The 13,868-nt window shown below is 60.4% G+C and carries 13 protein-coding genes; 8 read left to right on the forward strand and 5 right to left on the reverse strand.

Annotation, left to right across the window (positions count from 1 at the left end; genetic code table 11):
- Position 1: 1 nt before the first annotated feature.
- From LBR61_08780 to tsaB, 8 genes are read left to right on the forward strand one after another with little or no spacing between them, the layout of a single operon-like run.
- Positions 2-856: an ABC transporter ATP-binding protein gene (locus LBR61_08780; GenBank protein ID MDR1732167.1), complete on the forward strand. Its 855-nt coding sequence runs from the start codon at positions 2-4 to the stop codon at positions 854-856.
- Positions 853-1,572, forward strand: coding sequence for an ABC transporter ATP-binding protein (locus LBR61_08785; protein MDR1732168.1), 720 nt, complete (start codon positions 853-855; stop codon positions 1,570-1,572). Before LBR61_08780 ends, LBR61_08785 begins: the two co-directional genes overlap by 4 nt.
- A gap of 37 nt (positions 1,573-1,609) precedes the next feature.
- Positions 1,610-2,242 carry a cyclodeaminase/cyclohydrolase family protein gene (locus LBR61_08790; protein ID MDR1732169.1) on the forward strand — a complete coding sequence of 211 codons (633 nt, stop codon included), beginning with the start codon at positions 1,610-1,612 and terminating at the stop codon, positions 2,240-2,242.
- Between the two features lie 27 nt (positions 2,243-2,269).
- The gene (locus LBR61_08795; GenBank protein ID MDR1732170.1) at positions 2,270-2,647 is read left to right on the forward strand and encodes a 4'-phosphopantetheinyl transferase superfamily protein; all 378 of its coding nucleotides are present in this window, start codon (positions 2,270-2,272) and stop codon (positions 2,645-2,647) included.
- A 22-nt stretch (positions 2,648-2,669) separates the two neighbouring features.
- Positions 2,670-3,575, forward strand: coding sequence for an NAD(P)H-hydrate dehydratase (locus LBR61_08800; protein ID MDR1732171.1), 906 nt, complete (start codon positions 2,670-2,672; stop codon positions 3,573-3,575).
- The gene (locus LBR61_08805) at positions 3,572-3,883 is read left to right on the forward strand and encodes a hypothetical protein (GenBank protein ID MDR1732172.1); all 312 of its coding nucleotides are present in this window, start codon (positions 3,572-3,574) and stop codon (positions 3,881-3,883) included. Before LBR61_08800 ends, LBR61_08805 begins: the two co-directional genes overlap by 4 nt.
- Before the next feature lie 2 nt (positions 3,884-3,885).
- A complete protein-coding gene (gene tsaE, locus LBR61_08810; GenBank protein ID MDR1732173.1) occupies positions 3,886-4,359 on the forward strand; it encodes a tRNA (adenosine(37)-N6)-threonylcarbamoyltransferase complex ATPase subunit type 1 TsaE in 474 nt (157 codons plus the stop codon).
- Positions 4,347-5,096: a tRNA (adenosine(37)-N6)-threonylcarbamoyltransferase complex dimerization subunit type 1 TsaB gene (tsaB, locus tag LBR61_08815; protein ID MDR1732174.1), complete on the forward strand. Its 750-nt coding sequence runs from the start codon at positions 4,347-4,349 to the stop codon at positions 5,094-5,096. Before tsaE ends, tsaB begins: the two co-directional genes overlap by 13 nt.
- A 28-nt stretch (positions 5,097-5,124) precedes the next feature.
- Here tsaB and LBR61_08820 read toward each other — a convergent pair whose 3' ends face one another.
- From LBR61_08820 to LBR61_08840, 5 genes are all read right to left on the reverse strand, one after another.
- Positions 5,125-6,198 carry a P1 family peptidase gene (locus LBR61_08820; protein ID MDR1732175.1) on the reverse strand — a complete coding sequence of 358 codons (1,074 nt, stop codon included), beginning with the start codon at positions 6,196-6,198 and terminating at the stop codon, positions 5,125-5,127.
- Complete coding sequence (locus tag LBR61_08825; GenBank protein MDR1732176.1) at positions 6,174-8,051, reverse strand: C69 family dipeptidase; 1,878 nt, start codon at positions 8,049-8,051, stop codon at positions 6,174-6,176. Before LBR61_08825 ends, LBR61_08820 begins: the two co-directional genes overlap by 25 nt.
- The gene (locus LBR61_08830) at positions 8,051-8,872 is read right to left on the reverse strand and encodes a creatininase family protein (GenBank protein MDR1732177.1); all 822 of its coding nucleotides are present in this window, start codon (positions 8,870-8,872) and stop codon (positions 8,051-8,053) included. The genes LBR61_08825 and LBR61_08830 overlap by 1 nt, the downstream gene beginning before the upstream one ends.
- Positions 8,873-9,023: 151 nt before the next feature.
- Positions 9,024-11,885, reverse strand: a complete 2,862-nt coding sequence (locus LBR61_08835; GenBank protein ID MDR1732178.1) for a response regulator — start codon at positions 11,883-11,885, stop codon at positions 9,024-9,026.
- 352 nt (positions 11,886-12,237) lie between these two features.
- Positions 12,238-13,401 carry an ABC transporter substrate-binding protein gene (locus LBR61_08840; protein MDR1732179.1) on the reverse strand — a complete coding sequence of 388 codons (1,164 nt, stop codon included), beginning with the start codon at positions 13,399-13,401 and terminating at the stop codon, positions 12,238-12,240.
- Between the last annotated feature and the right edge of the window lie 467 nt (positions 13,402-13,868).

A 13,868-nucleotide genomic window follows, 5' to 3' on the forward strand; every position in this document is an offset into this window, starting at 1 on the left:
AATGGAAAAAGCGCGAGTTCTCCTCGAACTGGACGGCATAGATATGTTCTTCGGAGGGGTGCAGGCCGTTCGCAATATGAGCTTTACGATCACGGAGAGCGAACTGGCGGGCATTATCGGCCCCAACGGAGCGGGAAAAACCACGGTGTTCAACGTCATCTCCGGAGTTTACAGCCCCACGAAAGGCAGCATTTGGTTTCGGGAGCAGGATATTACTCCCCTTCGGGTCTATCAGGTCAATCGTCTGGGCATCGCCCGCACCTTTCAGAACCTGCGGCTTTTCAGCCGTTCCTCGGTGCTTGAGAACGTGATGACGGCGACCCAGAATCGCTATCGCTACTCTTTCCGGGAAAGTCTGAGGGGGCATCTCTCCCCCAGCTACCGTCCGGATCCCGATTATTACTGCGGCTTTGTGGAGTCGATGCTGCACCTGGGGCGATGGAGCGGAACGGAAAAACGCATCCGGTCCAAAAGCATGGAGCTGCTGGACAGGGTCGGACTTGCCGATCGCGCCCATCAGGCGGCGGGAACCCTTCCCTACGGGATGCAGAGACGCCTCGAAATCGCCAGGGCGCTGGCCCTTGACCCGAAACTGCTGCTTCTGGACGAGCCCGCGGCGGGGATGAACCCCGAGGAAGTGTTCGCCCTGAATGACCTCATCACCGGCATCCATAAGGATTTCAGACTGACGACGCTGGTCATTGAGCACCACATGGACGTTATCATGGAGATATGTCCTCATATCATTTGCATGAATTTCGGCGCGAAAATCGCGGAGGGAACGCCTGAGGAAATCCAGAACGACCGTGAGGTTTTGAGCGCCTATCTGGGCGACGAGGAGGCGGTGGACGCATGAGCGTCGTGTTGGAAGCGAAGGATTTGCACGTCAGTTACGGCGCCATCCGGGCGCTTCAGGGTTTTTCTCTCTCCCTGAACGAACGGGAGATCGTTTCCGTCATCGGAGCCAACGGCGCGGGAAAGTCCACCTTCATGAACGCGATCATGGGGATGGTGAAACGGGATCAGGGCGACGTCTTTCTGAACGGGCGCAAACTGCCGTCCCGAAGTTTTCAGGTGGTGCAGAGCGGGCTTTCTCTGGTTCCTGAGGGACGCAAGATCTTTGCGCCTCTCACCGTCCTCGAAAACCTCCAGATCGGGGCCTTTTCCCGCAGCGGCAGAGGCAGCGTGGAGAAGGACATGGAATGGGTGTTCTCTCTTTTTCCGCGGCTGAAGGAACGCGTGAGTCAGTACGCCGGAACCCTCTCCGGAGGCGAGCAGCAGATGCTGGCCATTGGACGCGCCCTGATGGCCCGGCCTGTGGTGCTCCTGCTGGACGAACCCTCGCTGGGTCTGGCCCCGATTATCATTCAGGATATTTTCAAAGAGCTGAAGCGCATCAATGAAGAAGGGGTCAGTATTCTGTTGGTGGAGCAAAACGCCAGGCAGGCTCTGCTCCTTTCTCACAGGACTTACGTTCTGCAAACGGGCCGTCTGCTCAAGGAGGGGCTCTCGAAGGATTTGCTCAACGACCCCGAAATCCGGGCGGCGTACCTGGGCACGAAAGGACGTTAAGCCCCGACGTATCTATATTTAGGAGGTAATCTGTACCATGAGTCTCACCGATATGACGATAAAGGATTTCACGGCAAAACTGGCTTCCGACGCGCCCGCGCCCGGGGGCGGAAGCGCGGCGGCCCTTTCCGGCGCGCTGGGAGCGGCGCTTGTTTCCATGGTCTGCAATTTGACCCTGGGCAAGGCGAAATACGCGGAGCACAAAACTCTCGTGGAGGACGTTCTGGCGAAGTCGGGGGCGCTTGCGACGAAGCTCCTCGAAGCCATTCAGAGGGATACGGACGCCTTTGACTCCGTGATGGCGGCTTTCGCCCTGCCGAAGGAGACGGACGAACAGAAGGCGAAGCGCGGCGCCGCGATTCAGGAGGCCTACAAGGTTGCCGTCGCCTCTCCCGTCGCGACCGCCGAATACTGTCTGGAGGCGATGGGTTACGCCGAGTCCCTGCTGGGTAAAAGCAACGTCAACGCGGCCAGCGACCTGGCTGTGGGGGCGCTTCAGGCCCATGCCGGACTGAAGGGGGCGCTGGAGAACGTGAAAATCAACCTGCCCTCCATGAAGGACGCCGCTTACGTACAGGAAAAGAAGGACTGGATGGCCAGGGTGGAGCGGGACGCCGAGCGCATTCTTGCCGTCGTGGTGAAGGGCGTTGCCGAGGAGATCGGTAAATAGCGCGGGCCGGAAGCGGCGGCGTCGAAGATGATTCTCGGAGTCGGCATCGATCTTTGCAGTATCCCCCGCATGGAACGGGCGATTCGATCCTCCCATTTCGTGCGGCGGATTTTTCGCCCCTCCGAGGTTCTCTACGCCGAGGAGAAGGGGGAGGGACGGGGCCGTGCGGCGGCTTACGCTTCGGCTTTTGCGGCAAGGGAAGCCTTTGCCAAGGCCAGCGGTGTTTCCATGTACACCCTGGCCCTTTCCTCTCAGATTTGCCTCGAACGCACAAAAACGGGGCCTCGGCTGATTGTTCCCCCCGAAATCGATCCCGCCTGCGCCCGGGGAGAAAAACGGGTGTGGCTTTCAATCACCCACGACGGAGACTATACCGCGGCTGTCGTCGTGATCGAATCCCTGTAATCAAAGCGTATCGCGTCAGGAGGTGTCTTGGACGTTCAGGATATTTACGCCGGAGGAGATCGCGCTCCTTCTGCCTTCCCGTCCGCCGGACATGAACAAGGGAAACCGGGGGCGGATTCTGGTGGCGGGAGGGTCGAAAAATTACCCGGGAGCTTCGATACTGACCTCTCTGGCGGCGCTCCGCAGCGGGGGAGGCGTCGTCTCTCTCCTGTCCCTGCCGGAGGTTTGCCATGCCTGCGCCGCCCGCGTCCCCGAAGTGGTGCAGCTGCCTTTCGAAAACTCCGGCCCGCGGAACCTTCCCTCCGCCTGGCTGGACGTTTCCATGGAGCAAATGCCCCGAACGAACGCGATGATCGCGGGGCCCGGCCTTGGGCGGTCCGACGAAGCCATCGCCTTTGTGACGGCCCTGTGGAAGAAATGGGATCGCCCTCTGCTGGTGGACGGGGACGGCCTTTACGCCCTGGCGGAGGCCGGCGGCTCGCTGGCTCCCCGGTCCGATGTGGTTCTGACGCCTCATGAAGGGGAGGCCGCGCGCCTGCTTGCCCTGACGCCGGAGGACGTTCGAGGCGCCCGGCCGGAGGCTGTGGAACGTCTCTCGAAACGGTGGGGCTGCGTTCTTTTGAAGGGCAGGGGGACCCTTGTGGCTGAAATGAAAAACAGGATTGAGACGAGTCAATACGCGCAGGTGAGCGAGGGCGGGCCTGAACTTTCCGTTCCGGGGTCGGGAGATGTGCTGTCCGGCTGCATCGGAACTTTTCTGGCTCAGGGGCTGACGCCCTTCCACGCGGCCCTGCTGGGGGGGACGCTCCACGGCCTCGCGGGACGCCGCCTGCGGGAGAGAAGGGGAGTGGACGGAGTTCTGGCCTCCGAAATCGCCGACGAGCTGCCCTTTGCCATTCAGGCCCTGCGAAAGGAGGTCCGTCCGTGACTTTCCGGCACTCGCGCCGTCGCCGTCGAGTCGACTGGGACGAAGAACTGCGCAAAACCGAGCGCATACGACGGAAGGGATTTTTTATCTCCCTCCTGAGCTTCAGCGTGGCGATCGTGGTGGTCATGGGGGCGGGACGGATGAACAAAGGCGGCATCGAGTTCAGCCGCAGCGTCATTTTTACCTTCTGCCTGCTGATCGGGATGTTCCTCGTGCGGGGTCTTCTGCGCCGGCGGGAGCGTCTGCGCAGAGAACGGGAGGAGCGCGAAGCGTTCCCCGACGACGACCTTTATGAAGATAAAAAATAAAAATGAAGATTAAAAATGAGATTGTCCGCCGCACGGCCTCCGAGGAGGAGACCTTTCGCCTGGGGGGCGCTTTGGCCCGCCTGCTGACTCCGGGGGATACCGTTCTGCTCTACGGGGACCTGGGAGCGGGAAAAACCGTTCTGGTGCGCGGAATGGGCGCGGCGCTGGGCGCGAAAAACGTCCGCAGCCCTTCCTTCACCCTGGTCAACGAGTACCGGACGGAGCGATTCGACCTGGTTCACGCGGACCTTTACCGCCTGGAGCCGGAGGGAGCGGAGGAGCTGGGGCTGGAGGACTATCTTTCCGAAGGCCGCGTTCTGGTGGTGGAGTGGCCGGAGCGGTGGGCCTCCCTTCCCCGGGAGCAGGTTTTGACCGTACACATTTCGGCGGAGAGCGAGACGGACCGGACGTTTCGCATCGCCGCTTCCGAACCCCGAAATCTGCGAAATCTGGAGGAATGCCAATGCCGGCCATGAAGGACGTTCTGCTGACGGTGGACTGCAGTCTGAGATGGACCCTGGCGGGGGTCTGCCGTGCGACCGGAGCCGCCTCCGGCGCTGGATCTGAATCCGGCTCCGGAGAAAACGGGCGGTCGTGGGAGGTTCTGGCCTCCGAATGTCTGGATCTGGGGCGGCGTCAGGCGGCGGAGCTTCCTCTGCTGGCGGATCGTCTGTTGGAAAAGTCCGGCCGCACAATGGAGGACGTGGGCCTCATCGCCGTGACAAACGGCCCAGGCTACTTCACGGGGATTCGCACGGGGGTCTCCTGGGCGTCCGCTCTGGCTTACGGGTTGGGCGTTCGGGTCGTTCCCGTCTCCTCGCTTTTGATGCTGGCCCGGGCTTACGTGAGGGAATCCCAAAGGGAGGCTCCGGCGCTGGTTTTCGTGTACGCGGGGCAGAAACGGGTTTACGCGGCGTCCTTTGGCTGCGCCGAAAATCTGCCCACGGGGGAATACGACGGCGAAGCCCTTGAAGCCTGGCTGAACTCCCGAAAAAAAACCTCCGCTCCGGAGCCCATTCTCCTTTCGGACGACCCGGAGCGCGCCTGCAAGGCCGCCGGCCTCGACCATCCCTTTTTGCGTCCCGTTTTAAAAGTGCTGCCCTCCGCTGACGCTCTGGCGGAAATCTCCCTTTCGGGAAAACAGGCCCCTCTTCTGCCTGAAGAAGTGCGGGTTTTCTATCATCGAGCCCCTCAGGGCTGCGCCGGCGTCTGAGGAGCTTTTCATACCCGACTTTTTCTGTTTAGTCGAAGACTTTTTCCCAGAATTGCGTGAGAGCGCGCCGTTCGCTGCCGTCCCGTCCCTTCAGGGGAACCGCGGCGAGCAGGGCGTTCAGGATGGCTTCCTCCGTGGCCTCCGCCGTCGCCCTGAAAAAGGGATTGATGTATTCCTCGTGCAGGGCGGCGAGAGGGACGAGCCCGCTGGCGGGGGGAACGTGAGGAATCCGGCAGCCCGTGGAGAACGCCACGGCGATGTCTCCGCTGCCGTCTCCCACGAAAGACCCCGTCCGGCCCACGCCGATGAAGGCCCTTTTGCAGAGGCGCTTCAGCTGCCGCGAGTTCAGCGGCGCGTTGGTGGCGATGACGATGATGATGGAGCCGCTGTCCGGAAGAGGCGGGGGAGGCGTTTCCATCAGAGCCTCCAGACGGGGGCCGATACAGCGTCCCGCCACGGTCAGACAGGGAAGCTCCCCGAAGTTGGCGTTGACCAGCACCCCCACCGTAAAAAGATGCTCCGCCGCCTCGAAAACGCGGGATGAGCTGCCGATTCCGCCCTTCAGGCCGAAACAGGACATTCCCCGACCCGCTCCCACCGCGCCCTCGTCGAAATCCACGGAGGCGGAGGCGAAGGCCGCGTCCAGATGTCCCCGCCCCAGCCGCGTGGCTCTGGCGTTGTTGAGAAAACTGTCGTTGCACTCGCAGACCAGGGGATTGACGCTGCCGCTGGTCCGGCAGATTTCCGAGTTTCTTGTCATTTCCAGATGAAAGAGGGCGTCGTACATGGCGCCGACGCTGGAGACGCCGGTCAGGACCACCGGAGTTTCCAGAGTGCCTTTTTCCTCGATCTGCATCAGGCCGGCGCTTTTGCCGAATCCGTTGAAGATGTACGCCCCCGCCGTCACCTTGTTTTCAAACAGCGTCTGATCCGGCGCGGGAATCACCACCGTGACGCCGGTGTGAATCCCCCGTTCGGGGTCGTCTGCCGTGCAGTGCCCCACCGTCACACCTTCGATGTCGGTGATGGCGTTGCGCGGGCCGGGCCGCATCCCCCCGATCACGAGGCCGTAGTCCCTCAGGCGCGGTCGCAGGCCGAACATCCCTGATCCTCTCCTTTGAAGGCCGTGAGCATTGAAAACGCCCTTCCCGCCAAACGCCGGCCCTCTTTATTTTCCAGCTGCAGCCACATGTCCGTCAGACAGGGCGCGGTATCCTCCCGCCAATCCCCGATTTCAAAGGAGAGGCAAAGGCTTTTTTCTCCATCTTCATTTTCATTCCGCACCTCCGCGCTTTTGGCCTTCGACCAGCTGCCGGGGGCGACGTGGCCCGGCCCGAAGAGCGTCCGGTCGAGGGCGATTCGGTCCGGCGCGAAGTCCTCCTGGTCGTCGCCCAGGCGTTTGGCGAGGTTCTGAAGGGACAGGCGGACGACCACAGGCGTTTTTCCGTCGTTGACGTCGAGCCTCTCCGGGAGCTCCATCGGAAGCACCCTCACCATCAGGAAGAGGCTTTCCACGCGGTTCAGAGCGCGCTCGGTCCAGCGGTTCACCGCTCCTGTGAGAAGTCGTCTCAGCCGGTCGGAGGTTTTTCCGGTTCTGCCCCTGTCCCCTGACGTCTGAGCCAGGGCGGCCTCGAATCGGGTCAGCTCCTCCTCCAAAATGTCCTCGAAGGCCTTCAGTCCCTTTCTTACCGGTTCGGCCGCGTCCTCGTAGAGAATTTCCACCGCCGTCTGAAGCTCGGAGCAGCGGCGCGAGGCCTCTCCCGACGCCCAGTCCAGATCTTCGGGAGGGACGGAAAAATGCGTTCTCAGGGCCTCCTCCGGGTCGACGCCGCCGAACTCCGGCGGGACGGACAGGATCCCGAAGTACCAGGGCGTCCGGGGAGAAAGGCAGGGGTGTCCCAGCGCCCGATGGAGCAGCGTCATGTCGGTGTTGTCCCGAATCTGCACGATGACGCTTTCCAGTGTGCTTCCGGCGCAGATGGGGCGACTTGGCATAAAGTGCGGGCTTTTTCCCTCGGAGACGTCGTCGGGGGTGCCCTCGAAATGACAGCGCAGAACGCGATCGATGTCCCTGATTCCGATTTTTCTGTCGGGTTTTACGGAGAAAGGCAGGGGGGCCTCCGGATCGACGGGGTGTCCCAGGATGATTTCGAGCCCTCTCAGATGCCGGTGCAGGTTGCGTCCGGCGCGGTAATTCTGCGGAGCCTGATACGCCCGGGCGAAGTCGAAGGGGCCCTGAGCCGGGTCGTACCAGCCGCGCCGGACGGCGTACTCCACAAGCTCCTCCAGCCCCGGCGTTCCCGGGTCGGGGTCGCGGATGGTGTAATGGTTGGGGTTGACGTAAACGTGATCGTCCGGCACCCGCTTCACGGCCCAGTGTTTGCCGTTGACGATCTGCAGCACCCAAATCTCGTTTTTGTCCGCGAAATGATAGGAGCGTCCGCTGCCGATATAGCCGTATTGCTTCAGAAGCCCGACGGCCACCTCCACGGCGTTGTACGCGGATTTTGCCCGCTCGGCGGTGAGACGGCGGATTCCATAGCCGACTCCCCCCGTCAGCTCGGGGTGGTCCTCCCTGGACGCGCCGCAGTTGTCGCTGCAGATGACGACGCCGTGGCCGTTCATGTAAAAGTCGCAGAAGGACGCGCCTCCGTCGGAAAAATACGGGCGCGCCTCCGACCAGAACAGCCGGGGCCGCTCCGCGGGAAGGAGAAGCTCCGCCGCGTCGGGCTCGAACCGGACGGGGTTTTTTTCGGCTCCGGTTCCGGTCCGGAAAAGGGGCGGGACGATGTGGGTCCGCATCACGTAAGGCCCCACGCTGTCCTCGTTGTGTCCCACGAGAACTTCCCCCGTCGCCGAGGCTTTTTTGCCCGCAAGAACCGTCGTGCAGGCCCGGGCCGTCCCCGCCGCCGTCAGCAGGAAAAGAAAAATCGCCAGTCCCGTCAGAACGCCCATCAGCGCCGAACCTCCTTTTTATCCGCTTCAGAGCCGGCTCCAGTCCTGCGGCCCGCCGTGAGGTCCAGGGTCAGAAACTCCAGAATGAAACGCTCCGCGTAGTCCGTGACGGCGTCCAGAATCTCCGCGCCCAGATTCGGATTCGCCCGGGCGGGGATGTCTCCATAGCCGGCGTCGCCGGAGGGGATGGCGTCTCTCACGTCGCGGACCATTTTGACCGTGCCCTTTTCGAACTCCACGCTGTGGATGTGGGTGTTTCTCAGGCGCGGGCTCAGGTGCGCGATCCGGCTTTCGAACAGGTCTTCCGGATGGACCCAGTCCGGCTTCACCGCCATGGCCACGGCGGTCTCCACGCCGCCGCCGTGCCCGCACCGCCAGTCCGGATTCAACTGGGCGCAGAGGGTCCACCAGTCGATTTCCGCCCCCTGTCCTCCCCTGTGGTAGAGATAGAGCGCGGCGGTGTCGATGGCTGCCGCGTTTCCTCCGTGTCCGTTGAGGAAAAGAACCCGCCGCACACCGCAGCCCAGCACGGCGTCAACGATGGCCCGCAGTACGGTACAGAGCGCCTCGTAACCGATGTTGACGGTTCCCGGAAACGACAGATGAGCCGGAGTCGAGCCGTAGGGGAGCGTTGGCAGAACCAGAACCCGATCCGGCAGCCTCGCTTCGATTCGGGCGGCCAGATCCCGGGGAATAATGTAGTCCGTTCCAAGGGGACCCAGGGGCCCGTGCTGCTCCACGCTTCCGAGGGGCACAATCGCCGCCAGCGCGTCGCCTTTCAGTTCCTGCGCTTTGGACCAACTCATCGATGCCAGATACATCGATTCCACATCCTTTTTTTAAGGCTCAGGGGGACGGAGTCCCCCCCGAGACCCCCCTGTTAAGACTCAGGGAGGCGGAGCCTCCCCGAGACCCTCCTGTCAAGGCTCCAGGGGGACGAAATCCCTCCGAGACCTCCCTAAAACTCATTTTTCATGTTTGATTTGTGACGCTGACGGTCGGGCTTTTTAGGTATTCTCGGAGTTTTTCCATAACTTCGTCGAAGTCCAGGGGTTTGCCCACGTGTCCGTTCATTCCGGCGGCGAGGCATTTTTCCACGTCCTCGCGAAAGACGTTGGCGGTCATGGCGATGATGGGGACGGTTTTCGCCCCCGGGCTGTCCAGCGCCCGAATGCGCCTCGTGGCCTCCAGCCCGTCCATCTTCGGCATCTGCACGTCCATGAAGACCATGTCGTAACGCTCCGGGTTTTCGCTCACCATGCGCAGGGCCTCCTCGCCGTCCTCCGCGCAGTCGATTTTCATCTCCGTGGGCTCCAGCAGGGACAGCACGATCTCCCGATTGATCTCCACATCCTCCGCCAGCAGGATATGAGCGCCCCTGAAGACCTCCGGGCCGCCGTCCTCCGCCGGAGCCCCGGGAGCTTCCACCGCCGTCCCTCCCAGGCATTCGTTGATGCAGTCGGCGATGTCGGAGGCGAACAGCGGTTTTTGCAGGAAACGATCCACACCGGCGGCTTTCGCATCGTCGGCGATGACGCTCCATTCGGTGGAGGAAATCATGATGACCACCGAGTTGGCGTTCCGGCGTTTTTTAATTTCCCGGGTCAGCGCGATTCCGTCCATGCCGGGCATTTTCCAGTCCACGAAGTAGATGTCGTGATAATGCTGCCCGTCCATCATGGACACGGTTTCCTCTCCGCCTCGGGCTGCCTCGCAGGCGACTCCCAGGTTTTCGGCGATGTCTTTGAAATATTCCAGCGTTTCGTCGTCGTCGTCCACCACCAGCAGGTGGAGATTCCGCCAGTTCAGACCGGCGGGCAGAACCCGGCGCGTCGCCTGGTTTCGGGCGACCTTCACCGTGACGATGAACTTCGACCCCTGCCCCAGAGTGGACTCCAGCTCGATGCGGCCCTCCATCATTTCCACGATGCGCCTGGAGATGGCCAGGCCCAGCCCCGTCCCTCCGAAATTGCGGGAGGTGCTGCTGTCCGCCTGCTGGAAGGGATTGAACAAACGCGCCTTCTGCTCGTCGCTTATCCCGATGCCCGTGTCGGTCACCTCGATCCGGAGGGTGCAGAATCCGTCCCTGTCCTCGTTCGAATCCTCCGCCAGACGAACGTCCAGACGGATGATGCCCCCGTCCGGGGTGAATTTTACCGCGTTGGACAGCAGGTTTGTGATCACCTGAGCCAGCCGCTGGTCGTCTCCCGTGAGGCGGGTGGGGATGTTTTTGTCCACCGTCACCCGAAAAACCTGATGTTTTTCCTCCACCCGGAAATTGATGAAGTTGACGACCTTTCGAAGCATTTTTTCGAAATCGAAGTCCGAGTTGGAAAGTTCCAGCTTGTTCGCTTCGATTTTCGACATGTCCAGAATGTCGTTGATGACCCCCAGCAGGTGGGTGGAAGCGTCCTCAATCTTTTCGAAGGCGTAGTTCTTTTTCTCCAGACTGGAGCCGGATTTTCCGATGGCCGTCATGCCGATAATGGCGTTCATGGGCGTTCGCATTTCGTGGCTCATGTTGGAAAGAAAGTCGCTTTTGGCCCGGTTGGCCTTCTCCGCCTGCTCTCTGGCGGTGAGAAGCAGCTCGTTGGACCGGTTCAGATCATCGTTTTTCCTCGCCAGCGCCTCGGTGGACTCCCGCATTTTTCTCACAAAGTCGTTGATCCTCTGAGTCATGACCTGAAAGGCGCCGGACAAAATCCCGATTTCATCGCTGCTGCGGACGAGGGGCGCCGCGAAGTCGAAGTTTTCCCCGCCCTCGCCGAAGGTCTTCGCCGCGTTGGCCAGCAGAAGGATGGGTCGGGTTATCCTCGTCGCCACGATGTAGAGAAGCAGGCCGATCACGGCGATGGCGAGAAGGGCCAGCCCCGCCACGTAGTTCCGGAGGTCGGCGGCGGCTTTGAGAATTTCGGCCAGGGGAATGCTCACCGCCACCGACCAGGGATTCGTGACGCTGCTGAAGCGGATGGGCATGTAGACGGTGTAGTAGTGCTCACCGGAGGAGATGTACTTTTCTCCCGCTCTGACGGCGGCCCTCACCTCCGCCGCCACGAGGCGCTTTTCCTCGTCTGTGTCGAAGTCCAGAGTTTCGGTCAAATCCTTTCCCAGACAGGCCTGGTTCGGATGGGCCACCACCGCGCCGGAGTTGGAGAAAATCGCCGTGTGCTCGCCCTTTCCGCTGGTGTTCACCTGAGACACCATCGCCTGCAGCGTGTCGAGGACGATGTCGGACGCGATGATTCCGATGAACTCCCCGTTGTACAGAATGGGGAAGATCAGGCTGGCCAGCATGACGTCGTGACCCTGCATCTGGTAGGGATAGGGGTCGGTGATGTACTCCCGCTTCGTGGTTTTCGGGACGATGTACCAGTCGGCGCTGTCGATGTCGAACAGGGGCTCCACCGAAATTTTGCCGCCGAACTTGTTCCAGTAGGGCGAGTATCTTCCCGTCTCGTCGTATTCCGGCTCCACCCCGGCGTACCGCTTGTCCTGCCCGTCCAGCGCGTTGGGGTCGTAGGCGACGCAGAAGGCGTTGATGTACTCCTTTTGCGCCAGAGCGTTCTTCAGGATCGTGTTCATCATCTCGCGGTCGGTGAGGTTCAGAGCCTTCAGGGTCTGAAACACCGTCGCCAGAGTCTCCGCCGTCACACGGGCCCCCTGCAGCTCCGCCTTGATCTCGTTCTTGTACTTTTCCGCCATTTCCTCCGCGAGAAGAAAGGCGCTCTGCCTGGCGAACTCAATGTTCCGGCTGGACACAATCCAAATCACCGCCAGAAAAAACGGCACAACGATTATGAAGACGAGAGAAAAGATTTTTATTTTCAGATTCATTTTTTTCAGATTCATGTTTTTTAGACGTATCGTTTTCAGATTCATAGTTTTCAGCAAGGGCCTCTTCAGGAAAAAATATGGTCAGTCGTCCCCATTATAAACCGAATCGGCCTTTTCATATCCAGAAAAAGAATGAAAATAGATATTGAAATAAGAGAGACGAAAAAAAACAGCCGGAGAGATTTCCGTCCGGCTGTTTTACGAATGATTTAAAGCTCAGGGGGCGGAGGCTGCTTGCGCAAAACCTCCGGTCCATTGGCCCCCCCGCATGTGACGGCCCGCGAATTTATGAGTGGATGCCGGAACGGTTCCCGAAGGGGAAAACCCCCCGTCAGGTTCCGAATTTCCCGATTTATTTGGGTTCGACTTTCTTGAAGAACTTGGCCACCAGGTTGTCGTCCACCTTCAGGATGATGCCCGCCTTGTTCAGGGGGGTGTGGGTCTTGGGGTCGATGGTGAGCACGGCGTGCATGAGCTGGAGCCCCTTCGTCTCCTCCAGAGCCTTGGCCACCGCCGGGCCGTCGGTGGTTCCCGCGCGGGTTATGGCGTCGGCCAGCCAGTAGAGGCACTCGTAGGCCAAAATTCCCGTCACGTATTCCTTGCATTCGTCGTTGTACTCTTTTTTGTAGTCCGCGAAGAACCTCTGAAGCGCCGGATCCTCCTCGTACATGTGGTTGACCCAGATCGTTCCCTTCATCGCGTCGCCCGCGATCTCGTTCATGAAGGCGGCGTAACCGTCGCTGCCCAGAACCGTCAGGCCGGTGCTCAGCTCCTGAGCCTGCTTGATGATGAGAGCCATGTCCTTGCCGTATCCCGGAACAAAGAGAACTTTCGCGCCGGTCTCCTTGATCTTGGTGAGCTGCGCCCGGAAGTCCACGTCGGTGAGGCGATAGCCTTCGTCCGCCACAATTTTGCCGCCCAGCTTTTCGAAGTTCGCCACGAAAAACTCCCGAAGCCCCTGAGCGTACTCGGAGCTCACGTCATAGAGGACGGCCGCTTCCTTCACGTTCAGGTCGTTGACCGCGAACTCCGCCGCCAGCAGACCGGCGTAGGGGTCGGTGAAGCAGATACGGAACACAAAGGGACGGACCGCGCCCTTTTCATCCACGGTCACGAGGGGATTGGTGGCGATATGGGCCAGCTGCGGGATCTTTCTGTCGTTGACCACCGCGCTCATCCCCATGGCCATGCCGCTGGTCTGAGGGCCAAGGATGGCCACGACTCCGTCGGAGTCGATGAGACGGCGGGAGGCGTTCACGTTATCTTCGACCCGCGACTTGTTGTCGTAGACGATGACCTCAAACGGACGTCCCAGCACTCCGCCTTTGGCGTTGATTTCCTTCAGGGCCATTTTCACCGCGTTGGCTTCGGTGTTGCCGTATCCCGCAAAGTCCCCCGTCAGTGCGCAGAGCTGACCCACTTTGATCGGCGCGGGCGCGGCGAAGGCTTTGTCCGCCCCTCCCAGGGTTATGGCCAGCAGCGCCAGAAGCACGAACAGTACAGCAAACTTTTTCATCTTACAATGTCCCTCCTGTCCCCGATATTTATAAATTTTGACTGCGTAAAACTCGTGACCGCTGCGTACACCCCGACAATACGTTTTTTCCGCTTCCCGGACCCGCCGCACCTCCCTTCGCCCGTCAGAGCTGACGATTTTCCAAAAAAAGCGTCAAACAAACGCAAAAAATACAAAATAAAACGTATACGACGGCATGATTCTCTGAAATCCAACTGGAAAAGTATGTTTTAGGGTATATTAACACGGTACATAGTTAAAAGCAACCTGAGATTTTTCTGTACAGAATTGTATCTCATAAAACTTCCAATCTGACGAAACTGATGAAAAGCTGACGAAAACATTCGGGCGCGCAATAATTCGCGTCGCGTGATATAATTTGTTAAATTCTCAGAATTTATCAGCAACAAAGGGGGTTATGTTATGCCATTTCTGCTCTTGACATCCAACGGAGAGGCCGGTTACAC

This window comes from Synergistaceae bacterium, assembly GCA_031272035.1.
Classification (GTDB): domain Bacteria; phylum Synergistota; class Synergistia; order Synergistales; family Aminobacteriaceae; genus JAISSA01.